26 protein-coding genes and 1 pseudogene are annotated in these 26861 nt (G+C 72.0%); 13 read left to right on the top strand and 14 right to left on the bottom strand.

What is annotated here, in order from left to right:
• Nucleotides 1-133: 133 nt before the first annotated feature.
• Nucleotides 134-1117 (top strand): helix-turn-helix transcriptional regulator, encoded by a 984-nt coding sequence (locus tag OG289_RS08625; RefSeq protein WP_327313422.1) that lies wholly within the window; start codon nt 134-136, stop codon nt 1115-1117.
• Nucleotides 1118-1170: 53 nt separating this feature from the next.
• Here the strand turns inward: OG289_RS08625 and OG289_RS08630 are convergent, their stop codons facing one another.
• A complete protein-coding gene (locus OG289_RS08630) occupies nt 1171-2031 on the bottom strand; it encodes a transketolase (RefSeq protein ID WP_327313423.1) in 861 nt (286 codons plus the stop codon).
• A 512-nt stretch (nt 2032-2543) separates the two neighbouring features.
• Between OG289_RS08630 and OG289_RS08635 the strand changes: the two genes are divergently transcribed.
• Nucleotides 2544-3170 carry a TetR/AcrR family transcriptional regulator gene (locus tag OG289_RS08635; RefSeq protein ID WP_327313424.1) on the top strand — a complete coding sequence of 209 codons (627 nt, stop codon included), beginning with the start codon at nt 2544-2546 and terminating at the stop codon, nt 3168-3170.
• On the opposite strand, the gene OG289_RS08640 is transcribed toward OG289_RS08635, so the two are convergent.
• Both OG289_RS08640 and OG289_RS08645 read right to left on the bottom strand, forming a co-directional pair.
• On the bottom strand, nt 3143-4123 hold the full coding sequence (locus tag OG289_RS08640; protein WP_327313425.1) for an NAD-dependent epimerase/dehydratase family protein: 981 nt from the start codon (nt 4121-4123) through the stop codon (nt 3143-3145). The genes OG289_RS08635 and OG289_RS08640 overlap by 28 nt on opposite strands.
• Nucleotides 4120-4746: a ScbR family autoregulator-binding transcription factor gene (locus OG289_RS08645; protein WP_327313426.1), complete on the bottom strand. Its 627-nt coding sequence runs from the start codon at nt 4744-4746 to the stop codon at nt 4120-4122. Before OG289_RS08645 ends, OG289_RS08640 begins: the two co-directional genes overlap by 4 nt.
• Nucleotides 4747-4925: 179 nt before the next feature.
• Between OG289_RS08645 and OG289_RS08650 the strand changes: the two genes are divergently transcribed.
• Entirely contained in the window at nt 4926-5819 is an 894-nt protein-coding gene (locus tag OG289_RS08650) for a ScbA/BarX family gamma-butyrolactone biosynthesis protein (protein ID WP_327313427.1), read from the top strand.
• 529 nt (nt 5820-6348) lie between these two features.
• Here OG289_RS08650 and OG289_RS08655 read toward each other — a convergent pair.
• Nucleotides 6349-6975 carry a YigZ family protein gene (locus OG289_RS08655; RefSeq protein ID WP_327313428.1) on the bottom strand — a complete coding sequence of 209 codons (627 nt, stop codon included), beginning with the start codon at nt 6973-6975 and terminating at the stop codon, nt 6349-6351.
• A 122-nt stretch (nt 6976-7097) separates the two neighbouring features.
• Here OG289_RS08655 and OG289_RS08660 point away from each other — a divergent pair, with 122 nt between their 5' ends.
• Entirely contained in the window at nt 7098-9065 is a 1968-nt protein-coding gene (locus OG289_RS08660; protein ID WP_327313429.1) for an amino acid transporter, read from the top strand.
• Here the strand turns inward: OG289_RS08660 and OG289_RS08665 are convergent.
• Both OG289_RS08665 and OG289_RS08670 read right to left on the bottom strand, forming a co-directional pair.
• Nucleotides 9062-9619 carry a SixA phosphatase family protein gene (locus tag OG289_RS08665; protein ID WP_327313430.1) on the bottom strand — a complete coding sequence of 186 codons (558 nt, stop codon included), beginning with the start codon at nt 9617-9619 and terminating at the stop codon, nt 9062-9064. The genes OG289_RS08660 and OG289_RS08665 overlap by 4 nt on opposite strands.
• Entirely contained in the window at nt 9616-10368 is a 753-nt protein-coding gene (locus tag OG289_RS08670; protein ID WP_327313431.1) for a hypothetical protein, read from the bottom strand. Before OG289_RS08670 ends, OG289_RS08665 begins: the two co-directional genes overlap by 4 nt.
• A 115-nt stretch (nt 10369-10483) precedes the next feature.
• Between OG289_RS08670 and OG289_RS08675 the strand changes: the two genes are divergently transcribed.
• A complete protein-coding gene (locus tag OG289_RS08675) occupies nt 10484-10900 on the top strand; it encodes a CoA-binding protein (protein ID WP_327313432.1) in 417 nt (138 codons plus the stop codon).
• A gap of 439 nt (nt 10901-11339) precedes the next feature.
• Nucleotides 11340-12548, top strand: a complete 1209-nt coding sequence (locus OG289_RS08680; protein ID WP_442818886.1) for a 4-hydroxybenzoate 3-monooxygenase — start codon at nt 11340-11342, stop codon at nt 12546-12548.
• Nucleotide 12549: 1 nt separating this feature from the next.
• Here OG289_RS08680 and OG289_RS08685 read toward each other — a convergent pair whose 3' ends face one another.
• The gene (locus OG289_RS08685) at nt 12550-12909 is read right to left on the bottom strand and encodes an ArsR/SmtB family transcription factor (protein ID WP_327313434.1); all 360 of its coding nucleotides are present in this window, start codon (nt 12907-12909) and stop codon (nt 12550-12552) included.
• Nucleotides 12910-12971: 62 nt separating this feature from the next.
• Here OG289_RS08685 and OG289_RS08690 point away from each other — a divergent pair, with 62 nt between their 5' ends.
• On the top strand, nt 12972-14051 hold the full coding sequence (locus OG289_RS08690) for a cation diffusion facilitator family transporter (protein ID WP_327313435.1): 1080 nt from the start codon (nt 12972-12974) through the stop codon (nt 14049-14051).
• Nucleotides 14052-14053: 2 nt separating this feature from the next.
• On the opposite strand, the gene OG289_RS08695 is transcribed toward OG289_RS08690, so the two are convergent.
• Both OG289_RS08695 and OG289_RS08700 read right to left on the bottom strand, forming a co-directional pair.
• Nucleotides 14054-14611 (bottom strand): YbaK/EbsC family protein, encoded by a 558-nt coding sequence (locus tag OG289_RS08695; protein WP_327313436.1) that lies wholly within the window; start codon nt 14609-14611, stop codon nt 14054-14056.
• A 42-nt stretch (nt 14612-14653) separates the two neighbouring features.
• Nucleotides 14654-15229: an XRE family transcriptional regulator gene (locus OG289_RS08700; RefSeq protein WP_327313437.1), complete on the bottom strand. Its 576-nt coding sequence runs from the start codon at nt 15227-15229 to the stop codon at nt 14654-14656.
• 145 nt (nt 15230-15374) lie between these two features.
• On the opposite strand from OG289_RS08700, the gene OG289_RS08705 reads away from it, so the two are divergent.
• Complete coding sequence (locus OG289_RS08705; protein WP_327313438.1) at nt 15375-16232, top strand: DMT family transporter; 858 nt, start codon at nt 15375-15377, stop codon at nt 16230-16232.
• A 1-nt stretch (nt 16233) separates the two neighbouring features.
• Here the strand turns inward: OG289_RS08705 and OG289_RS08710 are convergent, their stop codons facing one another.
• Nucleotides 16234-16998: an acyltransferase gene (locus OG289_RS08710; protein ID WP_327313439.1), complete on the bottom strand. Its 765-nt coding sequence runs from the start codon at nt 16996-16998 to the stop codon at nt 16234-16236.
• Between the two features lie 108 nt (nt 16999-17106).
• On the opposite strand from OG289_RS08710, the gene OG289_RS08715 reads away from it, so the two are divergent.
• Nucleotides 17107-17634, top strand: a complete 528-nt coding sequence (locus OG289_RS08715; protein WP_327313440.1) for a gamma carbonic anhydrase family protein — start codon at nt 17107-17109, stop codon at nt 17632-17634.
• Between the two features lie 23 nt (nt 17635-17657).
• Here the strand turns inward: OG289_RS08715 and OG289_RS08720 are convergent, their stop codons facing one another.
• On the bottom strand, nt 17658-18311 hold the full coding sequence (locus OG289_RS08720; protein WP_327313441.1) for a DedA family protein: 654 nt from the start codon (nt 18309-18311) through the stop codon (nt 17658-17660).
• Nucleotides 18312-18514: 203 nt separating this feature from the next.
• Between OG289_RS08720 and OG289_RS08725 the strand changes: the two genes are divergently transcribed.
• On the top strand, nt 18515-18913 hold the full coding sequence (locus tag OG289_RS08725) for a hypothetical protein (protein ID WP_327313442.1): 399 nt from the start codon (nt 18515-18517) through the stop codon (nt 18911-18913).
• A 64-nt stretch (nt 18914-18977) separates the two neighbouring features.
• Here OG289_RS08725 and OG289_RS08730 read toward each other — a convergent pair whose 3' ends face one another.
• The gene (locus OG289_RS08730) at nt 18978-20855 is read right to left on the bottom strand and encodes an RICIN domain-containing protein (RefSeq protein WP_327313443.1); all 1878 of its coding nucleotides are present in this window, start codon (nt 20853-20855) and stop codon (nt 18978-18980) included.
• Between the two features lie 397 nt (nt 20856-21252).
• Here OG289_RS08730 and galU point away from each other — a divergent pair, with 397 nt between their 5' ends.
• Nucleotides 21253-22191 carry a UTP--glucose-1-phosphate uridylyltransferase GalU gene (galU, locus tag OG289_RS08735; RefSeq protein ID WP_327313444.1) on the top strand — a complete coding sequence of 313 codons (939 nt, stop codon included), beginning with the start codon at nt 21253-21255 and terminating at the stop codon, nt 22189-22191.
• Nucleotides 22192-22292: 101 nt separating this feature from the next.
• Here the strand turns inward: galU and OG289_RS08740 are convergent.
• Together OG289_RS08740 and OG289_RS08745 are read right to left on the bottom strand one after the other, a co-directional pair.
• A pseudogene (locus OG289_RS08740) lies at nt 22293-23960 on the bottom strand (IS200/IS605 family accessory protein TnpB-related protein).
• Between the two features lie 258 nt (nt 23961-24218).
• The gene (locus OG289_RS08745) at nt 24219-24656 is read right to left on the bottom strand and encodes a DUF4442 domain-containing protein (protein WP_327320620.1); all 438 of its coding nucleotides are present in this window, start codon (nt 24654-24656) and stop codon (nt 24219-24221) included.
• Between the two features lie 86 nt (nt 24657-24742).
• On the opposite strand from OG289_RS08745, the gene OG289_RS08750 reads away from it, so the two are divergent.
• Both OG289_RS08750 and OG289_RS08755 read left to right on the top strand, forming a co-directional pair.
• A complete protein-coding gene (locus OG289_RS08750) occupies nt 24743-25693 on the top strand; it encodes a hypothetical protein (protein WP_327313445.1) in 951 nt (316 codons plus the stop codon).
• A gap of 66 nt (nt 25694-25759) precedes the next feature.
• Nucleotides 25760-26821, top strand: a complete 1062-nt coding sequence (locus OG289_RS08755; RefSeq protein WP_327313446.1) for a hypothetical protein — start codon at nt 25760-25762, stop codon at nt 26819-26821.
• Nucleotides 26822-26861: the final 40 nt, after the last annotated feature.

Here is a 26861-nt window from a genome sequence, read left to right on the forward strand (position 1 = left end):
ATTTCCATCCTTTCCGTTCGACGGAAATGGCACCGCGCCCCTTCCGCCTCAAACAGCATGGCGTGGAAAAGGCTGAAGTCCACGGACGGGTAGGCTCAGGATCGCGCATTGCGGGAATCAGCAAGGGGGAAAAGTGTGCAGAGATCCGGACATAAGCCCACAACCGAACGTCGTACCTCTGTGCGAGCGCGGGCTGGACTGCTACCGCCGCGCGCTGGCGGAGGGCCTCGCGTCCGACGATGTCCCGGACTGTCTGACCGAGTTGGGCCTGATGCGACGACAGGCCGAAACCGGCAATCGCTGGGTCGCGGTGCCGCCGGACATCGCGTCCCACGACCTCACGCGCCCGCTGGAGCGCGCGATCCTGGCCCAGCAGCACACGGTGGCGGGCATCTACGACGCACTGTCCGCGGCCGAGGACGTGTACCGCACCGAGCAGCGCACCTCGGCGGCGTCCGTGCGCCTGCTGCACGGTGCCGATGTCATCTACGCGGCGCTCGAAAGAGCCTCGGAGGCCTGTCGCGAAGAGCTGCTGACGGCGCATCCCGGCGGGGCCCGTGACCCCGACGCCCTGGGCAAGACCCTGCCCCGCACGCTGCGCCTGAACAAGCGTGGGGTGCGACAGCGCACGCTCTATCAGCACTCGGTGCGCGCGCACGGCCCGACGCTCGCCTACATCGAGCGGGTGACGAGCGCCGGAGCCCAGGTACGCACGCTGGACGAGGTCGTCGACCGGCTCATCGTCTACGACCGCTCCATCGCCTTCATCCCGGACCCCCGCTACGACCAGCAGACGACCGCCCTTGCCGTTGAGCATCCGGCGCTCATCCACTACCTCGTCAAGGTCTTCGACCACGCCTGGCAGTGCGCCGAGCCGGTCACCATCGGCCAGGACCACCGGCTCCCGCTGCTGACGGACGAGACCCGCCGGGCCGTGCTGAAGCTCATGGTCGAAGGCCACACGGACGCGGGGATAGGCAAGCGGCTCGGCATCAGCAGCAGGACCGTGTCCCACCACATCAAGAAAGCATCGGACCTGGTCGGGAGCCGCAGCCGGGCCCATCTCGCCTATCTGCTGGCCCGGTCGGAGCTCCTTCAGCCGCCGCGCGGCGACTGACCCGGGAGCCGGGCCCGCCCGGGGCGGCCGCATGCGGCCGCCCCGGCGCCCGCTCATCGCCACAGCCCTTTGACGGTCGAGAGCACCCGGCCGGCGTCGGCGGCGAGATCGCCGCTCGGCGTCACCCCGAGCACGGCGCAGCCAGGCATCAGCCGGCTCAGCCGCTGCCGCACCCCGTGCCGCCCCGGATACCCGCCGAGCACCACGAACCGGTCGTGGTGACGGGCCAGTTCACCCGCCGCCGCGGCCAGGTGACTGTCGTCGAGGTACACCAGGTGCGCGTGCGCGGGGCCCGCGTTGCGCTCCCGGGCCGCCAACGCGAGCCGGGTGCCGTCCTCGCCGACCGAGACCAGGCAGACCCCCGCGTCCGCGCGCCGCCCGAAGCCGCCGGCGACGTCCCAGACGACCGAGGGGATGTCCCCGTCGCCCGCACCGGCCCAGTGGGCCGTGACGTCGGCGGGCGCCCCCGCGCCGATGCGGATGTGGTACGGCCGTCCCGACCGTGCCGCACCGCGCACCACCGCCCTGATCTCCTGGATGCCACTGGGCGCCGCGATCCGGACGCGCGGCGTCCGCAGCAGCTCCGCCGGATCGACCTGGATGTCCGGCACCACGACCGACGCACCCGTCTGCAGATGGGCGAGAGCCAGCCGGGGCAGCCGCGCCGCTCCGATACCCGTGCCCAGTCCGCACACGAACACCCTGAACCCGGCGGTGACCAGTCCTTCGACCATGCTCACCATGGCGCTCTCGACGCTGCCCAGCTGGAAGAACCGGTCCGGGTGCGCCGTCTCGAAGGGGTGCCGTGCGCCGCCTGGCAGGGCTTCCACACACACCACCCGGCCGTCCTCCGCGCCGATCTTTGCCAGTTCCTCGCGGTAGACGTCCTCCGCCAGGATCGCTGGAGCCCCCATAGCGAAAACTCCTTTCAGGGAAACACGCACAGAATATAGAGTGCTCTCTTTGTTTTTAGGGCCGGACGGGATCCGGACACGGGCCCCAGGGGCAGGCCCCCGTGCGGGTCCGTGACGGTAGGTGTCGACAATGCCACACACGGCCAATCCCCTGACTCTCGGCGATCCGGCCTCCCGCAACTAAACATAGAGAGTACTCTCTTTCTTAGTCCAGAGGGCAACTACAGGTGAGCCGCCCCGGCAGGCTCTCGGGACGCGCAGCGGCGCGATGACCGGGTCTGACCTGGCAAGAACTCGACTGCGGCGTGAGCGAGTTGACCTAGCCTCCCGGTACGCGACGCCGCAAAACGCAGAGGACGAGGGATCGGATCAGGCCACTGCGCGAGCACCGGGACGCGGCGGCGACGCTGGGGACACCCCCGCCGCACCGGACATCCGGCCTCGCCCGGATTCGTCCTGCGGCACGTCCGGCCACGGGAACGGACCGGGCGAACCGACAGGAGGGAAACGGCATGTCGGGGCATACCGGGCAGGCGCGAGCGGCGCTGACCCGAGGACGGCTCGTGCGGAACGCCGCGACAGAGTTCGCTCTGCACGGTTATGACGGCACGGCACTGTCCCGTGTCTGCAAGGCCGCCGGCGTCACCATGGGGGCGCTCACCTTCCACTACCCCAGCAAGGCCTCCCTGGCACAGGCGGTGTGCGCCGCCGGGATCGAGGCCACGCGCGCCGTCGTCGACAAGGCCGACCGGCAGGGGAAGACGCCGCTGCAGTCCGTCGGCGGCGTCGTGCGGGCCCTCGCCGCACTGCTGATCGACGAGAGCGCGGCGCGGGCGGCAGCCCGGCTGTCCCGCGAACGGCCCTCGCTGCGCATGGACTGGCGGGACAGCTGGCTGCCCCTGGTGCGCACCCGGCTCCACCAGGCAGAGGTCCTTGACCAACTGCGCCCCGGCACACGGCCGGAGTCCGCCGCGCTCCTGGTCGCCAGCCTCGTGGCGGGGGTCGAGGCGGGTCTGCTGCCACCGCCCCGCAGGACGCTCCTGCCCCCGCCCACCGCACAGGAGCACCTCACCGAGCTGTGGCAGACCGCCCTGCAGGGGATCGGGGCGCTTCAGGACGACCCGGCGAGCGCCCCCTGACGGCCTGCCATGAAGCCCCGGTACCAGGCCGCCGCCCCGTCGAGGCGGGCCAGCGGGCCAGGCCCCGGGTCCCTGGCCAGCAGCTGCCAGATCCGCTCACTCAGGTACCGGTGATCCTGCGCGAGCAGTTCCAACTGCCGTTCGCCGTAACGGCCCTGGGAGCGCGCGAGCAGCGCGCGGCACTGCTGCCAGTCGGCGCTGCCACGGGCGGGCGCCACGAGGCCGTGTGCGCTCAGCGCCGCTCTGAGGCGGCCGGTGGACACCGGCACCGGATGAGCGGCGTGGTGCACGCCCCGTACGGCGTCGGGTGCGGTCGCGGCGGCCACGACGAGGCGGGCCAGATCGCCCACGTCCACGAGGGACTGCAGTCCGGTGCCGCCGAGCCACTCGGGCGGCACCCGCTCGGCGAGCTCGGCGAACGCCGGAACGACCCAGCGGTCCCCCGCACCGAGCACGAGGCCCGGCCGCAGCATTAACGCGCCCGCATCGAGGGCGGGTTCCTCCGCGGCGAGCCGGCTGCGGCTGGCCGCGGAGACCGGTGCGGGCGCGATCTCATCGACGTCGATGCCGTGGTGGGGACCGGCGCCGTAGACGGCGGCGGTCGACAGGTGCACGATGCGTCCGACCCCGGCCGCGCGGGCCGCCGCCATGACGGCGGCCGTGCCTCGCACGTTGACCGCCGCGCACCGTTCGGCGTCCTTGCCGACGTACGACACGGCATGGACCAGGGCGTCGGCTCCCTCGAGGACACCGGTCAACGACGCCGGGTCGGTGAGGTCGGCCCGCACCTGCGCGACCGCCTCCCCGCCCGGCAGCACGACGTCCGCACGGCGCACGACGGCACGCACCCGCACCGGGCCGCCGTCGGCCGCCGCACACCCGGTCAGCTGCCGCAGCACGGCGGCGCCGATGAAACCGGTGGCCCCGGTCAGGACGACGGTCCACGGTCTCATTCGGACACCTCTGACGCCCGGCCCGTGGGCTCCAGGCGGTCGACGACCTCGGGCGTGGCCACGGCCGGCAGGAAGTACGACCACAACTCCGCGATGCGCTCGGCCAGATCCTTGCGGCCCGTGCTGATCTGGGACAGCAGCTGCGTTCCGGTGTAGGCCCCGACCAGGACCCGGGCGAACTGCTCGGGGGCGACGCCCTCACGCAGTTCACCGAGCGCCTGCGCGACCCTCAGCTCTTCCTCGAAGGTGGTGATCCACAGCTGGTAGGCGGCATCGTCCTGCAGACCGAAGGCGCCCTGCTCGACGGCCAGCCGCACACCCGCGCGAAACAGGACGTTGCACTGGAGCTCCCGCGCCAGGGCGAGCGTGAGGTCGATCAGGTGCTGCAGCCCGCCCACTCCTCCCAACTCCGGTAGATCCGAGGCCTGTTCGGCCATCACAGCCCGGGCCAGGTCGTCCTTGGAGTCAAAGTGAAAGTAAAGAGCTCCCATAGTCGAACCGGCCCGCTTGACGATCTTGATCGTGCTGGCTCCGGAGAATCCGTGCAGGTCAAACTCCTCTGCGGCGGCCCTGACGAGGGCCGCCCTCGTCTTTACCGCACGCTCCTGCTGTGGGCGTGTCATAAAATCTCCCTCGACAAAGAAACAGAGCGCTCTCTAGGTTATGCCCTGTCGGCTGCGATGCCCACAGCCATCCGATGTCAGTACGAGATCCTCAGAGAGGCCGTTCCGTGACTGATACCACCGTTGCACCTGTTCGCCCCGGTTCCGCTCTCAAGACCGCCACCATCCCTGCTCTACCGATGACGGCCATCCCGCGTCAGTACGTACACAAGACCGCCCAGGCCGAAGTCCTGATCTGCGGCTGGCAGAACAACGGTGACGACTCCTTTCTCGCCCCTGCCCAGTGGCCCCGGTCCCACAGCTTCTACGCACCGGCCCACGGCCTGCACGACCCGATGCTCTTCGCCGAGAGCGTCCGTCAGGCGATGCCCCTGGTCAGCCACGTCGGGTACGGGGCACCCATGGACCACCGCCAGATATGGGACCGGTTCCGCTGCACCCTCTCCCCCGAAGCGCTGCGGCACGAGCGGCTGCCCGCCGACCTGGAAATACACCTCACGGGCGCCGACGTCGTCAAACGCGCCGGACGCCTCGGCGGGATGGCGCTGCGGGCCACGGCAGTCCGGGGCGAGCAGCGCATGGGAGTCGCCGAGACCCGGTTCGCCAACCAGGCGCCCGCCATCTACCGGCGCCTGCGCGGCCCGCGCTGCGACGCCGCCCGCACCATGGCCGGCGCCGTCCCGCTGCCCGCGCCGATCGCGCCCGACCAGGCGGGCCGGATCGACCCGCAGGACGTCGTCCTCGCCCCCGGGCGAGCGGACCGGCACTGGCAGTTGCGGGTCGACGTGACACACCCCGTGCTGTTCGACCACCCGGTCGACCACATCCCCGGCATGCTGCTCCTGGAGGCGGCCCGCCAAGCGGCCCACTCCGCACTGCACCCCCGGCAGACCGTCATGACCAGCATCGACGCCACGTTCACGCGATTCGTCGAGTTCGATGCCCCGTGCTGGATCAAGGCGGAGCCGACCGCCGCCACCACGCCCGGCCAGGAGAGCGTCCGGATCACCGCCCGCCAGGGCGACGACGTGCCGTTCACCGCGACGGTGACCTCTCTGGCCGTCAAGCGCTGACGCGCCGCGGACACCGCACCCGCACACAGCAGAGAGGCGGCACCCACGCGCCGCCTCTCCCCCGTCTCCGCCCCGAGCCCGCCTCAGGCCTGCCGCTTCCAGACCGCCACCACTTCTCGGCCGCAGGCCAGGCTCTGGACAGTACACGCCCCAGCACGGGCACCCTCACCCTCTGCCCAGCACGCATCCAGCACGGCAGGAATGAGCAGGGGTGATGACAGGTGACGAGAGGTCAGAAAATCCAGCACCTATCCAGCACGGTAAAAATCCAGGGGCCTGACCTCGAAGAGTCAGACCCCATTTGACCTGCATGTTTGCCAGATCGGCGAAGTGGTGTCAGTCACCGGCCAGACGTTGAAGCGGGACTCCACCACGTCCCCGTTCAGCACCATGTTTCCCTCGCCTTGCATTCAGTGTCATGACAGCCGCCACAAAGGAGTGTTGCGGACATTTCCCCCGCACGTTCGCTCAACGCGTCACGCGTCACGCGCCCCCGTGTGCGTCCGTCACGCGCCCCCGTGTGCGTCCGTCATGCGTCCCCGTACGCCTCGCCGCCCAGCTCGAAGCCCGCCGTGCCCGCCGTCGCGTCCGCGAGCCAGGCGCGGAAGGCGTCCACGTCGGCGTCCGGGAGGCCGATCTCGATGGTGACCGCCTCGCCGTAGCGGACGTCCCGTACCGCGCGTCCGGTCGAGTGCAGGTCGTTCTGCACCTTGCCGGCGCGCTGGTGGTCCACGGTCAGCGTGGCCAGGCGGAAGCGGCGGCGGGTGAGGGTGCCGAGAGTGTCGAGGGCCTCGCCGACCGCGCCGCCGTACGCCCGGATGAGGCCGCCGGCGCCGAGCTTGACGCCCCCGTAGTAGCGGGTGACGACGGCGACGACGTACCGCATGTCGCGGCGCAGCAGCATCTGGAGCATCGGGACGCCCGCGGTGCCGCCGGGTTCGCCGTCGTCGCTCGCCTTCTGGACGGAGGCGTCGGCGCCGATGACGTACGCCCAGCAGTTGTGGGTGGCGTCGGCGTGCTCCCTGCGGACGGACGCGATGAACTCCTGGGCCTCCTGCTCGGTGGCCGCCGGGGCGAGGGCGCACAGGAAGCGGGAGCGGTTGACCTCGGTCTCGTGCACGCCCACGTGGGCCACTGTGCGGTACTCGTCCTGCATCCGGCCAGCCTATGCGGTGATCGCCGAGTCGCCGCCGTCACAGGTGCGGGCGACGATGTGCGGGGTATCCAACGGTGGTGACCATGGACCATGGGCCCGACCGATCGCAGGGAGCGCGCAGCATGACCGGCACTCGGGTGAATGAGACCGGCGCGGGTTCGCCGTCCTCCCGTTGGCGGAGCTGGCTCCTGGAAGGGCTGAGCGAGCAGACCGCCCGTCATCCGGGCCCGCACGCCGCCCCGCGCGCGGAGCAGGAGGGCCACCGCTGGTGGCGGGTGATGTGTCTGACCGGCGTCGACTACTTCTCCACACTGGGCTACCAGCCGGGCATCGCCGCCCTCGCGGCCGGTCTGCTGTCCCCGCTCGCGACGCTCGTGCTGATCGCGCTGACGCTGCTCGGCGCGCTGCCGGTGTACCGCCGGGTGGCGCACGAGAGCCCGCACGGCGAGGGCTCGATCGCCATGCTGGAGCGGCTGCTGCCGTGGTGGTCGGGGAAGATCTTCGTGCTGGTGCTGCTGGGGTTCGCGGCCACCGACTTCATGATCACGATCACCCTGTCGGCCGCGGACGCCGCCGCGCACGTCGTGGAGAACCCGTTCGCCCCGCACTGGATGGCCGACGGCAACGAGTGGATCACGCTGGTGCTGGTCGGCGCGCTGGGCGCGGTGTTCCTCAAGGGCTTCCGGGAGGCCATCGGCATCGCGGTGGTGCTGGTGGGGACGTACCTCGCGCTCAACCTCGTCGTGCTCGCCGTCTCCGCCCACGAGATCCTCACGCATCCCGTGCGGATCGGCGACTGGACCGACGCGATGACCGCCGAGCACTCCTCGCCGTGGATCATGGTCGGCGTGGCGCTGGTGGTCTTCCCGAAGCTGGCGCTCGGCATGTCCGGCTTCGAGACCGGCGTGGCGGTGATGCCGCAGGTCAAGGGCGATCCGACGGACACGTTCGAGAATCCGACGGGGCGGGTGCGGGACACCCGCAAGCTGCTCACCACGGCCGCGCTGACCATGAGCTGCTTCCTGCTGCTGTCCAGTCTCGCGACGACGATCCTGATCCCGCAGGACGAGTTCAAGAGCGGCGGCCCGGCGAACGGGCGGGCGCTGGCCTATCTCGCGCACGAACATCTGGGCGAGGCCTTCGGCACGGTCTACGACGTCTCCACCATCGCGATCCTGTGGTTCGCGGGCGCCTCCGCGCTCGCCGGTCTGCTCAACCTCGTCCCGCGGTATCTGCCGCGCTACGGCATGGCGCCCGAATGGACGCGCGCGGTGCGGCCGCTGGTGCTGGTGTTCATGGCGGCCGCCGTCTTCATCACCCTGTGGTTCAACGCGAACGTCGACGACCAGAGCGGCGCCTACGCGACCGGCGTGCTGGTGCTGATGCTGTCGGCGGCGTTCGCGTCCACCGTCGCCGTGCACCGGCACGGGCACCGCCGGGCCACGCTCGGCTTCGGCGCGATCACGGCCGTCTTCGCCTACACGCTCGTCGCGAACGTCATCGAGCGGCCGGACGGCATCAAGATCGCGGCGATCTTCATCTTCGCCATCCTGGTCACGTCGTTCGGTTCACGGGTGCACCGGGCCTTCGAGCTGCGCGCCGCGGAGGTGACGATCGACGAGGCGGCGGCCCGGTTCGTCGACGAGGCCGCCCGCCTCGGCCCCCTCCAGCTCATCGCGAACGAGCCGCAGGAACACAGCACGCGCGCGTACCGCGCCAAGGAGTGGGAACAGCGCGAGCACACCCCGATCCCCGGCGGCGGCCTGGTGCTGTTCCTGGAGGTGTTCGTCCGGGACTCCTCCGACTTCACGGCCGACGTCGCCGTGCACGGCGACGAGAAGCACGGGGTGCGCCGACTGCGCGTCTCGGGCCCGACCGTCCCCAACAGCATCGCCGCCGTCCTGCTGGCGCTGCGCGACCGCACGGGGCAGGTCCCGCACGCCTATTTCAGCTGGACCGAGGGCAACCCGGTGAGCCAGCTGATCCGCTTCCTCGTCTTCGGCGACGGCGAGGTCGCCCCGGTCACCCGCGAGGTGCTGCGCCGCGCGGAGACCGATCCCGAACGGCGACCGCGCGTGCACGTCGGCTAGCCGTCGCTCCTGTGCGGCTTTGCGCCGCGCGGCACGGTCATCGAGGTCAGCAGGGCCGTGCCGGGGGTCAGGGCGCGCCAGTTGGGCCCGTACCAGGCCAGGACGGCGACGGCCGACGTCGGGAACTTCAGCCGCACCTCGTCCAGGGCGTCGTCGAGGCCCTCCCCCGCCAGGTCGAGGACCAGTTCCTCCAGGCCGGGGTTGTGGCCGACCAGCAGCAGCGTCCCGACCTCGGCGGGCGTCTCGTGGACGACACCCAGCAGCTCGGGTACGTCGGCCCCGTAGAGGCGCGGGTCGAAGCGCACCGGGGGCGTCGGGCCGGCCCATTGGGCGGCGGCCAGTTCCCAGGTCCGGCGGGCGCGGACGGCGGTGGAACACAGGGCGAGGTCGGGGAGGCAGCCGGCCTCGGCGAGCGCGCGGCCCGCGGCCGGTGCGTCCCGGAGGCCGCGCGGGGCCAGTGGCCGTTCGTGGTCGGGGACGCCGTCCGGCCAGGCCGACTTGGCGTGCCGCAGCACCACCAGCCGACGCGGTCCCCCGCCGCCGGGCCCGGTCACGCCGGGGCTCCCAGATCGCGGGTGAGTTCCAGGCCGAGGAGACGGTCCGCGTAGGCGTAGGTCTCGAAGCGGGCGCCGTCCGGCAGCTCGGAGCCGGCATCCTCCACCGACCGCAGCACCCGCAGCACCTCCGGCATGTCCAGGTCGTCCTCCCAGGCGGTCCGCAGCCGCCCGCGCACCTCGTCGGGAACCGGCCGCGAGGGCCGCCGCGCCCAGGCGGCGACGGCTCCCCGCCAGCGTACGAGGGTGTCGTGGGCCTCGCCCAGCGTGGCCGCGTCGAGCAGGACGGGCTCGGTGCGGGGCGGGGAGAGGAGGGCGAGGCGCAGGACGGCCGGGTCGGGCGCCGGTACGGAGTCCGACCCCGGCTCTGCGGACCCGGACGCCCACTGCGCCGGTGCGACGGCGACCCGTACCCCGTCGGGGGCCGGGCCGTCCTCCCCCACCACGTGCAGGATCTGAGCCTCGCCCACTCCGGCGCCGGCGCCGAGGTCGCGGCCGCCCTCGAAGGGGTGCATGCCGAGGGAGGTGGCGCCCGCCCGGAGCTCCGCCTGTTCGCTTTCGCCGGTGAGCAGGGCCCAGACGGGTGTGCCGCCGAGTTCCAGCGCGCGAACGAGCAGGTCGGCGACGAGCAGGACACGGAGCGAGCCGGAGCCGTACCCCGAGGCATGGGCCTCGACACGGGTGAGGCCCCGCCGGACGGGGGCGGCGACGACGGACTCGCCGGTTCGGGCGTCGATGATGCGCAGCACGAGGCCGAGCGTAGGCGGGCGGAGGACACTTCGCAGGCAAGCCGCCAGGAATCAAGGTCCGCCTCGGGCTGTTGCGGTGAAGGACAGCTCCTGTCCGACCCGAAGGAGGCCGCCGGTGTACGGCGACGAGGCAACGATCCGCAAGATCCTCACCGGGCTCGGTGGCACCTGGGCCGTGGTGGGCCTGTCGACGAACCGCCGGCGCGCGGCCTACGGCGTCGCCGAGGTGCTCCAGCTCTTCGGCAAGCGTGTGGTGCCCGTCCACCCGAAGGCGGAGACGGTGCACGGGGAGCAGGGGTACGCCTCCCTCGCGGACATCCCCTTCGAGGTGGACGTCGTCGACGTCTTCGTCAACAGCGAGCTCGCGGGCGCCGTCGCCGACGAGGCGGTCGCCAAGGGCGCGAAGGCGGTGTGGTTCCAACTGGACGTCGTCGACGAGGCCGCCTACGACCGTACGCGCGCCGCCGGTCTGGAGATGGTCATGGACCGTTGCCCGGCGATCGAGATTCCCCGGCTGGGCCGGAACTCCTGAAAAGCTTCCCAGGAAACACCCGCACGCAGTTCAAATTGTGCCCGCGGTCTTCAGCGGCGCGGCATTCCCTTCCTGGTCCGGGCCTCCGGCAAATGGCGAACTCACCTTCCAGGTAAGTCATTTGTGAGAGGCCGCTGAGGACATGGTGAGCGTCTCCCCCATTCCGAAGGCCAAGGAAGACCCGGGTGCGGCCGGACTGCGCCGGGATGTCGGACTGATCGGGCCGATGTGGGCTCGAGCGGGGCATCGAGGAGGTCACGGCCGTGGACGCTCCGGCCCACTGGCCGCCCGGTCCCCGGGCCGTGCCAGTCCGGTCCGGTCCCAGGGCCGTGCCAGTCCGGTCCGGTCCCCGGGCCGTGCCAGTCCGGTCCGGTCCCCGGGCCGTGCCGGTCCGGTCCGGTCCCCGGGCCGTGTCCCCAGGGCCGCCCATAATGTGCGGGTGACCACCAACTCCCCTTCCCCCCACCACAGCCCGGTCGTCGTCGTGGGCGCGGGCCCCGCGGGTCTCACCGTCGGCAACATCCTGCGGGCCGCGTCCGTCGACTGTGTCGTCCTGGAGACGGAGAGCCGTGAGTTCATCGAACGGCGGCCACGGGCGGGCGTCATCGAGGAGTGGGCCGTCCGCGGACTGCGGCAAAGAGGCCTGGCCGAGAACCTGTTGGAGCGCGCCCAGCGGCACTCCGCGTGCGAGTTCCGCTTCGGCGGCGAACGGTACCGCTTCTCCTACACCGAGCTGACGGGACATCACCACTGGGTGTACCCACAGCCGTTGCTGGTGACGGACCTGGTCCACGAGTACGTCGACGTACGCGGCGGCGACGCCCGTTTCTCGGTGCGCGACGTGGAGCTGCACGACCTCGACACGGCTCGGCCGTCGGTGTCGTACACCTGCCCCGACACGGGTGAACGGCGGCTGCTGACCTGTGACTTCGTCGTCGGCGCGGACGGGGCGCGCGGGGTCGGCCGGGCCGCGCTGGTGCCGGAGCGGGCGCGGATCGCGCGGCACGACTACGGCATAGGCTGGCTGGCGCTGCTCGCCGAGGCGCCGCCGTCCTCCGACTGCGTGCTGTTCGGAGTCCATGCCAACGGGTTCGCCGGGCACATGGCCCGCAGTCCCGAGGTGACCCGGTACTACCTCCAGTGCCCGCCCGGCGACGACCCGGAGAACTGGTCCCACGACCGGATCTGGTCCGAGCTGCACCAGCGTCTCGGGGCGTCCGACGGTCCGCCGCTCACCGAGGGACGGCTGGTCGAGAAGCGTGTGCTGGACATGCACGACTACGTGGTCGAGCCGATGACGCACGGGCGGCTCTTCCTGGCCGGGGACTCGGCCCACCTCGTCGCGCCCATCGCGGCGAAGGGCATGAACCTCGCCCTGCACGACGCGTTCCTGCTGGGCGACTCACTGGTCGCCTACCTGGACGGCGGTGACGGCGCCGGCCTGGACGGCTATTCGGAGGCGTGTCTGCGCCGGGTGTGGGACTACCAGGAGTTCTCGCAGTGGCTGTCGGAGGTCTACCACGGGACCGCGGCCGGTGACCCGTTCCGCGCGGGCACGACGTTGGCCCGGCTGCGCCGTCTGTTCACGTCTCCCACCGCCGCCGCCGCTTTCGCGGAGCAGTACCTCGGGACCGCGGAACACTACTGACTCAGTCGTGCGGCGGCTCGTCCCCGAGCCGGTGGTCCGCCACGTTCAGCGCCTCGTCCACCAGACGGCGCAGATGGCCGTCGGAGAGCGAGTAGATCACCCGGCGGCCCTCCTTCCGCGTGTGCACGAGCCCGGCCAGCCGCAGCCGCGCCAGGTGCTGGCTGACCGCCGGCCGGGCCGCCCCGCAGCGCTCCGTCAGCGTCGTCACATCGGCCTCGCCCGAGGCGAGCGCGTGCAGCAGGGCGAGCCGGGTGCGGTCGCCGAGCAGGGCGAGGAGCTCGGCGGCGAGGGCGAACTGCTCCTCGCCGGGCGTGCGCGGATGCGCATGGTGCGCAGGTGACAGGTGCATGCGTGCGCTCATACGCACATAATGGAGGGAGGGACGCACGCGCGTCCACCTCGGCGCACCGGAAGGGGATCGACGTGAGTGAGCGGCACGACCACGGGCACGAGCACGCGCACGGACACCACCACGATCACGAGCACGCGCAGGAGCACCCGCACCATCACCCCTCCCCCGGCCTCCGCCACCGCGTGGCCCACCTCCTCACCCCGCACTCCCACGAGAGTGCCGACAAGCTGGACTCCGCCCTGGAGTCCTCGGCCCGGGGCATGCGCGCACTCTGGGTCTCGCTGGCGGTGCTGGGTGTGACAGCCGTCGCGCAGGCGGTCGTGGTCATGTTGTCGGGGTCGGTGGCGCTGCTCGGCGACACGGTGCACAACGCGGCGGACGCGCTGACGGCCGTACCCCTGGGGATCGCCTTCGTGCTGGGCCGACGGGCGGCCACGCGCCGCTTCACCTACGGCTACGGGCGGGCGGAGGACCTGGCGGGCATCGCGATCGTGCTGACGATCGCCGCGTCGGCGGCCTTCGCCGGGTGGGTGGCCGTCGAGCGGCTGCTGAACCCGCGGCCCGTCGACCACGTCGGCGCGGTCGCCGCGGCGGCGCTGGTGGGCTTCGCGGGCAACGAGTGGGTCGCGCGCTACCGCATCCGGGTCGGTCGTTCGATCGGCTCGGCCGCGCTGGTCGCGGACGGGCTGCACGCGCGCACGGACGGATTCACCTCACTGGCGGTGCTGCTGGGCGCGGGCGGCTCGGCGCTGGGGTGGCAGCTCGCCGACCCGGTCGTCGGGTTGGCGATCACGGCGGCGATCGCGCTGGTGCTGCGGGACGCGGCGCGGGAGGTGTTCCGGCGAGTGCTGGACGCCGTCGACCCGGCCCTGGTCGACCGGGCCGAGCAAGCGCTGCGGGAGGTCGAAGGGGTGCACGGGGTGGGCGAGTTGCGGCTGCGCTGGATCGGGCACCGGCTGCGCGCCGAGGTGGCGGTCGTCGTGGACGGCGAGGTGACGGTACGTCAGGCACACGGCATCGCCGTGGACGCCGAACACGCCCTGCTGCACGCCGTACCGCGTCTGACGGCCGCGCTGGTCCACGCGGACCCGGCACAGGCACCGGGCGAGGACGACCCCCATCTGCCCCTCGCCCATCACGCGGCGGTCTGACGTCAGGCCACGCCGAGCCCCTCCAGCACCACCGCGCCCGGCAGTTCGGCGAGGGCCTTGCCCGGCACCAGGAGCTTGCCTCGTCGGCGTCCGCTGCCCACCAGGACGTACGGCAGGTCGACGACGGCGGAGTCCACCAATACCGGCCAGGCGGCGGGGAGTCCGATCGGGGTGATCCCGCCGTACTCCATGCCGGTCTCCCCGACGGCCGTGTCCATCGCGGCGAACGAGGCCTTCCGGGCGCCGAGTTGGCGGCGGACGACGCCGTTGACGTCGACGCGGGTGGTCGACAGGACGAGGCACGCGGCGAGGGTCGTCCCGCCGCCGCGCTTGCCGGCCACCACCACACAGTTCGCGGACCGCTCCAGCAGTTCACGGCCGTAGTGCTCCACGAAGGTGGCCGTGTCGGCCCACTGCGGGTCGGTGTCGACGTAGACGATCCGGTCGGCGGGCACGCCGCCGCTCCAGTGGCGTACGGCGTCGGCGACCGGGCCGGTCAGTTCGTCGAGGCAGTCGGGGGCGGGGACGGCGGTGTCGAAGTGTCCGATGGGTGCGCGCATGAGCGCACGCTAACAGCCCGTTCGCGGCCGTCCGAGGGCGTCTCAGCGCACGGGCGGCGGCACCGAGACGGTCAGCACCATCTCCATCGGGACCTCGCCCCGATTGCCGTACCGGTGCGCGGCGTTGGCCTCGAACGTGACGCTGGCGCCGGCCGGGACGCGGTACTCCGCGCCGTCGACGGTGAGGGTGAGTTCACCGTCGGTGACATGGGCGATCTCGACCGTGCCCGGCGGGTGCGGGTCCGAGCCGCTGCTCTCGCCGGGCATGAGCCGCCAGTCCCACATCTCCAGCGGGCCCGGCGCCTCCGTGCCCGCGAGGAGCCGGCTGTAGCTGCCCTCGTCGGTGTGCCACAGCCGCACCGCCTGCTCGGCGGGGACGATGCGGACCTTTGGCCCCTGTTCGTAGTCGAGCAGGGTGGTGATGCTGACCCCGAGCGCGTCGCCGATCTTGACGACCGTGCCGAGGCTGGGGTTGGTGCGAGCCTGCTCGATCTGGATCAGCATGCCGCGACTGACCCCGGCGCGGGCCGCGAGCGCGTCGAGGGTGAAGCCGCGCTCGGTGCGCCAGCGCTTGACGTTGCGCGCCAGGGACTGCGTCAGGAGGTCGAGGTCCGACACTTTCCGTCCAATTCCATCCGGTCCCGCCCGGTCCCTTCCGTTTCCAGCCGGTTCCGGAGTCCAATATTCTCGATGACAGGGTTCAACATCCTGCACTACGGTGTGGTGCACCCGATCGTGCACCGAACTGTACTGCGAGGTCCCCGTGACAGCACTCTTCGCCCTGGCCACGAGCCTCCTGTGGGGGCTGGCCGACTTCGGCGGCGGGCTGCTGACCCGGCGGACCCCGGCCCTCACGGTGGTCGTGGTCTCGCAGTCGATCGCGGCGGCCGTCCTCGGTGCGATCGCGGTCGCCACCGGTGGCTGGAGCGAGGCCGGTCCCCGCCTGTGGTTCGCGGTCGCGGCCGGTCTGGTGGGCCCCGTCGCGCTGCTCTCCTTCTACAAGGCGCTGGCGCTCGGCCCCATGGGCGTCGTCTCCCCGCTGGCGACGCTGAGCGTGGCCGTGCCGGTCTCCGTCGGGCTGGTCCTCGGCGAGCGCCCGGGGCTCGTCCAGGTGGCGGGCATCGCGGTCGCGGTCGTCGGGGTGGTCCTGGCGGGCGGGCCGCAGCTGAGGGGCGCGGCGGTGCAGCGGCAGGCCGTGCTGCTCACGCTGGTCGCGGCGCTCGGCTTCGGCACGGTGTTCGTGCTGATCACCGAGGCGTCCACGACCGTCACCGGCCTGTTCCTCGCCCTGTTCGTGCAGCGCGTGACCAATGTGGCCTCGGGCGGTGTGGCGCTGTACGTCGCCGTCCGGCGCGGGACGCCCGCGCTCCCCGAGGGCGGGCTCGCGTGGACCTCGCTGCCGTCGTTCGGGTTCGTCGGGCTGGCCGACGTCGCCGCGAACGGCACCTACGCCGTCGCCGCCCAGCTCGGCCCGGTCACGGTGGCCGCCGTGCTCGCCTCGCTCTACCCGGTGGTGACGGCGCTGGCGGCGCGTGGTTTCCTGCGGGAGCGACTGCGCGCGGTCCAGGCGGCGGGCGCGGGCCTGGCCCTGGTGGGCACGCTGCTGCTGGCGACGGGCTGAGTCACCTCTCCGGCTCCAGCTGGGCCAGCCGCTCCACCGTCTCCTCGTCCAGCCCGGACAGCGCGACCAGCTGGTCCGAGGTGACCCCGTCCGGTATCGGCACCGGCGCCGGGGTGCGCAGCGGCGGCTGCCAGCCCTCGGCGGGCGTCCAGCGCCGTACGACCTTGGCGGGCGCCCCCGCGACGACGGAGTGGTCGGGGACCACGCCACGCACCACCGCCCCGGCCGCGACGACGACGTTCCGTCCGATCCGCGCGCCCGGCAGGATCACGGCTCCTGTGCCGATCCAGCACCCGGGGCCGATCTCCACCGGCTCCATGCGGGGCCACTGCTTGCCGATGGGCTCGTGCGGATCGTCGTAGGAGTGGTTCGTGGACGTCACGTACGCATAGGGGCCGAAGTAGCAGTCGCTGCCGATGGTGACCGTCGTGTCGGCGATGACATGGCTGCCCCGGCCGAGGACCACACCGTCGCCGAGGCGCAGGATCGGGTCGGGGCCGAGGTCGAGGTCGGGCATCAGACCGGCGGTCAGGGTGACCTGCTCGCCGACGATGCAGTGCGCGCCGAGATGGATCCACGGCTCCCCGAAGACCGTGCCGAGCGGGAAGGCGAGCCGGGTGCCCGTGCCCATCGAGCCGAAGCGGAAGCGTCCGGGGTGCTCGGCGGTGACGGAGCCCGTGCGCTGCACCCAGGCCCAGCCCGCGTGAACGGCCCGCTGCCCCAGGCGACGCCGCCATGATGAGAACGTGTTCTTGCGCTTCGGCACCCGCTCACCGTACTCAGCACGCGAGCGGCCAACGGCACGCAGGCCTGTGATCTTCGCCCTACCGGGTGGCGTACGGTGCGGGGGAACGACCGACACGAGGAGACGGTGATGACGCACAAGGCGCTGATCGTGGGCATCGGCGGCAGGGAACCCGAGGTCGACGCGGAGGCGTTCGTGGCGCCGACGGCGTCGGTGATCGGAGACGTGACGCTGGAGGCGGGCGCGAGCGTCTGGTACGGCGCGGTCGTACGGGGTGACGTCGAGCGGATCACCGTCCGGCGCGACGCCAACGTCCAGGACAACGTGACCCTGCACGCCGACCCCGGGTTCCCCGTCACCATCGGGGAGCGGGTGTCCGTCGGCCACAACGCGGTCGTTCACGGGGCGACGGTCGGGGACGACTGCCTCATCGGCATGGGGGCGACCGTGCTCAACGGGGCCGTGATCGGGGCGGGTTCGCTGGTCGCCGCGCAGGCGCTCGTGCCGCAGGGGATGGAGGTGCCGCCGGGGTCGCTGGTGGCGGGGGTGCCCGCCAAGGTCAAGAGGGAGTTGACGCAGGAGGAGCGGCAGGGTGTGACGCTGAACGGCACGCTGTACGCGGACCTGGCCAAGGCTCACGCGGAGATCCACGAGTAGGGCGCGGCGCCCTCGCGCCCGGACTACTCGGCTGCTGCCGCCACGGTCTCCGCTTCGGCCCCCTGCGAAGCACCCTGCGCCTTCTTCGCCTTGCGCTTGACGATGAGGAACGACGCCAGACCGATCAGCGCCGCCACCACGAGCCCCAGGTACGAGAACTTCTTCAGCCAGGACTCCGCGACGACGCCCACGTAGTAGATGACCGCCGTCGTGCCGCCGGCCCAGGCGATGCCGCCGAGGACGTTGGCGGTGAGGAACTTCCAGTAGGGCATGTGCAGGACGCCCGCGAGCGGGCCGGCGAAGATGCGCAGGAGAGCGATGAAGCGGCCGAAGAAGACGGCCCACATGCCCCACTTCTCGAAGGACCGCTCGGCCGTGGCGATGTGTCCCTCGCTGAAGTGCTTGGGGAACTTCGCGCCGAGCCAGGCCAGCAGCGGGCGCCCGCCCTTGCGGCCGATGGCGTAGCCGATGGAGTCGCCGATCACCGCGCCGGCGGTGGCACACGCGCCGAGGACGACGGGGTTGATACCGCCGTGCTGGGAGGACATCAGCGCGGCCGAGATCAGGATGATCTCGCCGGGCAGGGGAATGCCGAGGCTCTCGAGTCCGATGACGAGGCCGACCACGGCGTAGACGGCGGCCGCGGGCACCGAGTCGAGCCATTCCTGCACGTGCACCGCGGGTTCCTCCCGTTTGACGTCGCTTGGCAGCCTTGCGTACCCGGGAAGCCTACCGGGTCGGCCGGGCCCGGTAGGTCCCGTGGTGTAGCGCGCTACACCACGGATCCGGGGGTGCGGTCCCTCGTGACGGCGGCGCGGCCACGTGATCGTGGTGAGGGAAGAACCCGCCCGTTCAAGACCGTTCCCGAAGGGACCCCTCCATGGCCGTGAACCGCCGACGCGGACGCCGTACTGCCGTCATCGCCACCGCCGCGGCAGCCTTGGCGCTGACCGCGGGCCTCCTCACCGGCTGCGAGTTCGACGACTCGATCGACTGCCTGTCGAGCGCCGACGACATCACGGACAGCATCACGGCGATACACGAGGCCGGCGCCGACGTGATCGAGGACCCCACGAAGACCGAGGACTCCATCGGCACCATCGAGAAGAACCTCGACGAGATCGACGACGAGTCGGACGACAGCAAGGTCGACAAGGCGGTCGACAAGCTCAACCAGGCCATCGAGGACTACAACCAGGACGTCCTCGACGGCGACAAACCGGACTCCGGCGAGATCGACAGGGCGGCGGCCGAGCTGAAGGACGTCTGCACGTCGTGACCTGGCGGTCGCAACGTGAAGGAGGGGCCGCTCCCCTCGGGCGGCCCCTCCTTCGGTCTGTTGCTCACTGACCGAGGGACCCGGTCACGTTCGCGACGACCTCGCCGAGTACGCCGGGTACCCCGGCCGGGGCCGGGACGGTGTCGAGGAGGGTGGCGGGGGCCGCCGGTCCGGCCGGGTCGGCCGAGGACCCACAGCAGTCCACCTGCACGGCCTTCGTCCCGAACTCCGGCGCGGCCGGGGCGGGTTCGGCCGGAGCCGGCGCCGTGCCGGGGGCGAGGGACGGGGCACCGGTCGGTGCCGGGAGGTCAGGGGCGCCCGGGCTCCCCGGACCGGGCGGCCGCGTCGTCTTCCGCACCTCCGGACCGGGTGCCCCGGCCGTCGCGGCGGCCGTGTCGAACACCCACCGCTGCCCGGCGGACCCGTCGCGCTCGGCGACGACGGCCTTCATCGGCCCACCGGCGCCTCGGGCGACGACCAGCTCGCCGTCCCGGCGCAGCAGGAGTTCGCCGCGGACGGTCAGGTCGAAGAACGCCTCGCCGGAGTGGACCAGGCACGCGGCCAGGGCGGTCGTGCGGTGGCCGGGGTCGGCGGTCAGGCAGAGCGTCGGGGCGGCGGCGCTGCGCAGCAGTCCGTCGTCCTGGTACGACCACTGCTGGGACGCGGCCGACGAGCACGCCGCCAGGACGATCGGCGCTCCGGCCTCGGTCCGGCCGCCGGCGGCGTCGAGGCAGAGCCCCGCGTCCGGGCCGCGCAGCCTGCCGTGACCGGACTCTGCGCGCCGGGAGGCGGAGGCGGCCGACGGAGATCCGGCGGGCGGGGGGTCGTCGGAGCCGCCCGGGACGCCTCGCCCGTCGGCGGCCGGGGTGTTGGTCCCGCCGGCCGGCGCGCCCCAGGTGGCGCGGGGGGCGGGGACACCGTTGTCGTCGGACCAGCCCTTGGCCACGAAAACGGTCGCGACCAGCGCGAGGGAGGTCAGCCCCACGCCGACGAGCAGGGCCTTGGGCCGCCTGCCCGGCAGGTCGAGCAGCCCCGCCGAGGTGGTGCGGTGCCGGCCCGCGCCGGCGAGCGGACGCACCCCGACGGGCCGGGCCGGCGCATCGGCCGAGGTGGCGCGTCCGGGGCGTGAGTCGAGATAGCGGCGGGCGCCCCAGCCGAGCACGGTCTCGGCGAGCAGCACGTCCAGTCCGCCGTCGAAATGGCTGAGCTGTTCGGCGGCGTGCCGGCAGAAGCGGCAGTGCGCGAGATGCGCCCGGACATCGGGCAGCAGGGTTCCGCCGCGGCGCAGGGGAACGTCGAGGAGACGGTTGTAGAAACGGCATTCGCTCGTCGGCGCGAGTTCCCGGTGGGCGCGTACACAGCCCGCCCGGAATTGTTCCCGCGCCTGTTCCAGGACGGCCTCAGCGGTGACATCGTCCACGCCCGACAGACCGGCTGGTACGGATATGGGTTCCGCCTCCACCTCCGTATGCCACAACAGGCATTGGGAGGCGGCCGGGAGCGACCGGAAAGCGCGCTCGGCGATCTGCCGCCTTTCGGACGTCACCGGCCGCGCCGCACGCAGTCCACGGCCTCCGACGGTTTTCCGCAGTTCCGGCAGAACGGCGGAAACCCCGTCGGCGCCGGCCCATTCCCGGACCGTCTCCCGTACGGCGACGAGGAGTTGGGGACGCAGGGCGCCCCCGGCGCGCCCTCCCGCCAGCCGGACGAGCACCTCGTGGAACGCGGCGGCGGCCACGAGCCGCCCCGTGTCCTCGGTGCCGGCCAGGCAGACGGTCGCGTAGTCGTGGGCCGCCCGCCAGTGGCGGGCGAACAGCAGGGCGACCGCGCGGGCACGCCCGTCGGCGTCGGCCAGCCGGGCGGCGAGTTGGGGGTCGGAATCCCCCGGGGGCCGGCCGGGGCGGGGCGGGTAGGGCGGGCGTGGGGGGGTCGGGGATTGCACGGAACCATTTCCTTCCAAGCCGACGAACGGCACGGAAAACACGTCGTCGGAAAGCAGGTGCCTGATTGGTGCGTACCTTTGGCCTGACCGGACATGTTGCCCTGATCCGACCCATCCGTAAGGGGAGGCTCACCTTCGCACACGCGCCTCACAGGAAACAAGGAGTCCGAGTGACCCAAGTTCAAAGCGCGCAAATTTCAGATAAGTTACCGGCGGTATCCGCACCCGTATTCGAAAGACACCCGGAGGGCGGGACTCAACTTGTGTACACGGAAAGCCGGATGACGCACGGAATCTCCAACTTCCGGCCCCCGCACGGCCGGCCGCTCCGGCGCAGGTGCGGCACACAGGAATCTCAGATGTGACTCTCGGTGTACTCCCATCCCGGTGGGCCAGCATGATCCGCATGAGCGCCCCCCACTCCGCACCCCGTGTGCGCAAAGCAGTCGTCCCGGCCGCCGGCCTCGGCACCCGTTTCCTGCCGGCCACCAAGGCGACCCCGAAGGAGATGCTGCCGGTCGTCGACAAGCCGGCCATCCAGTACGTCGTGGAGGAGGCGGCCGCCGCCGGTCTGGACGACGTGCTGATGGTCACCGGCCGGCACAAGCGGGCCATCGAGGACCACTTCGACCACGCCTTCGAACTGGAGCAGGCGCTCGCCGCCAAGGGCGACACCGTGCGACTGGACGCGGTGCGCGACCCGGCCCGGCTCGCCGACATCCACCACATCCGCCAGGGCGACCCGCTCGGCCTCGGCCACGCGGTGCTGTGCGCCCGCAACCACGTGGGCGACCAGCCGTTCGCCGTGCTCCTCGGCGACGACCTCATCGACCCGCGCGAGACCCTGCTCAGCAGGATGCTCGAAGTCCGCGAGCGGTATGCCGGCAGCGTGGTCGCCCTGATGGAGGTCCCGCCGGAGCAGGTCCACCTCTACGGCTGCGCGGCCGTGGAGCGGTCCGGCGAGGACGGAGTCGTGCGGGTCACCGGCCTGGTGGAGAAGCCCGCACGGGAGGACGCGCCGAGCCGGTACGCGGTCATCGGCCGCTACGTCCTCGACCCGGCCGTCTTCGACGTCCTGGAGCGCACCGAGCCGGGCCGCGGCGGCGAGATCCAGCTCACCGACGCGCTCCAGGAGCTCGCCGCGGGCGGCACGGTGCACGGCGTGATCTTCTCCGGCCGCCGCTACGACACCGGCGACAAGGCCGACTACCTGCGCACGGTCGTTCGCCTGGCCTGCGACCGCCCCGACCTGGGACCGGAGTTCGTGGCCTGGCTCAGGGAATTCGTGGCGGGCCTGGAGGACGGCGAAACGCGGCGGGAGCGGTCGGCGGCCTGACGGCGGCCCGGGCCGACGGCGCCGACGCCGACGGCAACGACGGCAACGACGGCAACGACGGCAACGACGGCAACGACGGCAACGACGGCACCAAACCGTTCCTAAAGACTGAGCGGGAGTGAGTCCTGTTGCCAGAACCCATGCTCAGCCGAACGCCCCGAACGGTGTTGGGCGTTCTGGTTGCCCGCGTTCGCTCCGCGTCCGGGCGGCACGGATCGTGTCCGTGGTCCGGGAATGCGGGGGCGGGTTCCCTCACGCCCAAGGACGCCCGGTCGGGCCTGGACGGTCCGATGCCCCACCGCATCACTCCGGTGCTGTGGGGGCGGTGTCGTCCGTCGCCGGATCGGGTGTCCCTGGGCGCGCCTTCCGATCGCCACGGCGGCAGCGTCGTGGCGAGTGGTCTTACGGGTGGTGCTGGTGAGGGGCTTCTGCCAGTGCTGGGCGCCCCACTTCGAGGTGTAGGCAGGGTCCACCGCGATGACCGCGATACCCGTGGCGTCGGCCATCGAAGACAATCGGGCGCGGAGTTTCCCGGTGGGCATGCCGGAGATCAGCTGCCGGAAGCGTTTCCGGCGGCCGTGCTTCTCACGGGTCTTCTCGGCGGCGAAGTCCAGGTCCTCGACGGCAATCGCCCGCGCGCCGCACGTTCGGGCCCAGTGCAGGAGGCGGGTCAGGGCGTGGCGGACCTGGGCGTCACGGTGCTGCGCGGTGCCGGTCAGGTCGTAGAAGAAGCGGCGCGGGGCGCCGGTCGGGTTGCCGTTCACGTCCAAGCGCCAGGCAGCGAGGTGATCAGCGTTCATGTCGACGCCGATCACTCCGTGGGCCAGGGCGGCCTCGATGGGGAGGGTGGGGGTGGGCGGGATCTGCCAGGAGGCGGTCAGGTACCAGCGGTCCCGGCCCATGTCGATGGGGGTCCCCCCGGTCGAGCGAAGTCGAGAGTGGGGGAGGAGGCGGCAGGCGATCGCCCGGCTGGCTGCGACGCGGTCCGCCCACTCGCCTCCCCGGTGCGCGAACGCGACCCGGCAGGCCAGGACGTACCGTCCGTGCGGGGCGTTGGCCAGATGCGCGAGCGGCGCGGGGAGTTTGAGGCTCACCTCTCCGTCGGGGCTGACCCGGATCGTCTCGTTGCCGTACCGCTTGCCGGACTCACCGTCCGCCTGGCAGAACCAGCGCTCGGCCTCCCAGCCCCGGCGCCACTGCGACTCCGTGAGCCCGGCCTCGTCCAGGTGGTGCCGGGCGCGGGCCAGACGTTTGCCGCCGCGCACCACGTGCACGAGTCCGGCCTCGCGGTCGGCCCGCGCAGCGGCCAGCCGGTCCTGAAGCACCCGCAGACGCCGGGACTTCGCATGCCACTCCCGCCGCGACCGGTAACCGCCCGGGGCCTGCCTGGTCCCCTTCTGCCCGACCGGCTGGGACAGCCGGTGCTCGATGGTGCGGACGCCCGCTTCCAGGTTCTGGATGTGCGCCGGCTGGCAGCGGCGGGCCAGCGCCCACTGGTCGTGCGAGGCCTTGGTGATCGCCCCGGCCCACCGCGACGACGAGAGCGGCGTCAGCTCCCGCTTGCGTCCCGCCCACGTCTCAGCGAAGTGCTCCAGGCCATCCCGGCAGCGCGCCCTGAGATCCCTCGAGGCCAGCGACCCCAGATGCGCGCCGACCAGACGCAGCACCTTCTCATCGTCCGGCGCCAGGTGCTTGAGCCGGGTCCGGATGGCCACACCACTCGGACCGGACACGACGAACGACGCCGCCACACTCCTCAGCCCGCCCACCCCGTCACCCCCGACCCCACCCGAAGAACCCGTCACCGCATCCAACGAGCAGTTCCGTAGAAGGTCACACATTCGACGCGAGAACGTCAGTTCCCCCCTTAAAACCGGTGCCATGGCCGAGGCACGCGACACGACACCGACCACCGGCACTCACTCCCACTCACCAGAACACCCCTGAACACACTCCAGCGACAGCAGCTCCAAACCCCCGGTGACGGCGCACCGTGGCCTGGGCCGTCGTACGCGTGCGAACGCCGCTCAGCCGTGGGGACGCAGGGTCCAGATCACGGTCATCTCCCCGGTGACGGCCCCGTCCGCGCGGCGGATCTCGATCGCGACCGGGAACTCGGGGCGCTCCCCCGCGTCCAACTGCGCGACGACCTCGGCGGCCGGGCGGCCCAGGGTGGCGGTGGCGGTGACCGCGCCCATGGCCAGCTTCCGGTAGGCGATCTCGGCGCCGACGGCGAGCGGCACGGCCCGGGAGAGCTGGTCACCGAACGCGGCGAGGACGATCGCGCCGCTGGCGGACTCGCCGAGCGTGAACATCGCCCCGGCGTGCGGCCCGCCCACGTGGTTGTGGAACTCGCTCTGGTCCGGCAGGGCGACCACGGCCTTCTCAGGACCGGCCTCCAGGAACTCGAGGTTCAGGGTCCGGGCCATGGGCACCGTGGCGGCGAGCATCTCGCCGATGGACATCTGGTCTGCGCTCATGGCCGGGATGTTACCTGTGAGTAGCTTCGGCTGGCCAGACGGGTGTGATGATCGCCGTATGCTTGCCGCCCATGTGGCCAGGAGAGCAACCGCCGACGGGCGGCCCGAACCCGCGGGCGCAGCAGCCCAACCCGTACCAGCAGCCCGGCTATCACCAGCCCGGCCCCTACGGACAGCAACCGGCCGCTCCCTGGAACGTCCCGACCGTGACCGCGCCGCCCGCACCCGGCGGGGGCGGCGGCGGTGGTCGGCGCACCCGAGTGGTGGCGATCGCCGCGGCCTCCGCCGTGGTGGTGGCCGCCGCGGTGACCGGCGCCGTGCTCCTGGGCCGCGGGGACGACGAGGCCGCCCCCGGTCCCGCCCGCTCCTCCGCCTCCGCCCCGGCGTCCACGGCCTCCGACCCACGCGGCACCGAGACCCAGCGGCCGACGGTCGCCGGCTGGAAGGTCGTCGTGAACCCCGGCCGGGGCGTCGCCTTCGACGTACCGGCCGACTGGTCGCTGAAGTCGACCGGCTGGGTGTCCTACGTCGCGGAGGACGACGACCCCAAGGACACGCCCCTGGTCGCCATGAAGGCGCCCGCGCTCCTCGAGGAGCAGTGGTGCGCGTCCGACGACGACCGGGACGGCAAGGACGACTACACGCCCCTGGCGAGCGCGGGCTCCCGGGGCAACAACGGCGCGAAGAGCACCGAGGAGATCGCCGGGGCCGACTCGGCCGCGTGGGTCTACGGCGCCTACACCCAGCCCGACCACACCAAGGTCAGCACCGGCCCGGTGACGTCCTTCACGACCGCCTCGGGACTCACCGGCTCCGTCGCCACCTCGCAGTCCTCCGGCGTCGAGAAGAAGGGCAAGTGCGACTACGACGGCAAGGCCACGACGTTCGCCTTCAAGACGCCCGACGGCGACCTCGCGTCATGGTCGTTCGTCGGCGTCAAGGGGGTCGCGGACGAGGTCCCGGACGCCACGATCCGGAAGATCTTGGACACAGTGCGCCTGTTCCAGCCGTCCGAATCCTGATTCGGTACGTCCCTGACAAGGGGCGGTGACCCAATCGTGTCCCCGGCGGCACTAGGGTTTCTGGCCATGTGGCCAGGACAGCAGCCGCCCGGGGGAGAGCAGAACCCGCAGGCGCAGAACAATCCGTACCAGCAGCCGGGATACCAGCAGCCGAATCCGTATCAGCAGCCCGGCTACCAGCAGCAGCCCAACCCCTATGCGCAGCAACCCGCGCAGCCGCCTACGCAGCCTCCGCAGTGGGGCACCCCGTCGCCCGCGGGCGCGCCCACGCCCCCGCCCGGCGGGGGCGGCGGCAGCGGAAACGGGGGCAACCGGACGAAGCTGATCGCGATCGTCGCGGCCGCGGCCGTCGTCGTGGCCGCCGGTGTCACCGGATTCCTGGTGCTGGGCGGCGACGATGACGACCCGGTCGACGTGAGCAAGGGCAGCGCGAGCCCCACGGCCTCGGTGTCCGCCTCGGCGTCCGCGTCCTCCTCGTCCGGCACGGACGACAACCCGCGCAGCAACGAGACCGAGAAGCCGACCGTCGCCGGCTGGAAGGTCGTGGTGAACCCCAAGTGGGGCATCGCCTTCGACGTGCCGGCCGACTGGGAGGTCCAGTCGCCGGGGCTCAGCCAGGGCTTCGAGTGGGAGGACAAGAAGCAGTCCGACGGCTACGACCAGATCCTGCAGTCGGGCACGGCCGAGTACAAGTCGAAGTGGTGCTCCACGGACTCCGACAAGGACGGCAAGACCGACGACACCGCGCTCGCCATGGTCGGCACCAAGGGCGCCGAAGGGGCCAAGACCACCGACGAGATCGCGATCAACACGCCCGCCTGGTGGGTCTTCGGCGGATACACCGAGCCGGACAAGAAGAGCATCACGTTCGACAAGAAGGCCACCGCCTTCACCACCGCCTCCGGCATCAAGGGCAGTTACGCCTGGGCACAGTCGACGAACACGCCCCAGAAGGGCAAGTGCGACAGCGACGGCAAGGCGATCACGTTCGGCTTCAAGAACTCCAACGGCGACTACGTGTCCTGGAACCTGTACGGGGCCAAGGGCGTGAAGGACGAACTCCCGAAGGCCACGATCATGCAGATCCTCAGCACCGTACGGCTGCACGGGACACCGACGCAGAGTTAGGGCGAGCGGGGGCTGAGCGGTTCACCGGCTCGGCACCACG

The sequence above is a fragment of the Streptomyces sp. NBC_01235 genome, from assembly GCF_035989285.1.
Classification (GTDB): Bacteria; Actinomycetota; Actinomycetes; order Streptomycetales; family Streptomycetaceae; genus Streptomyces.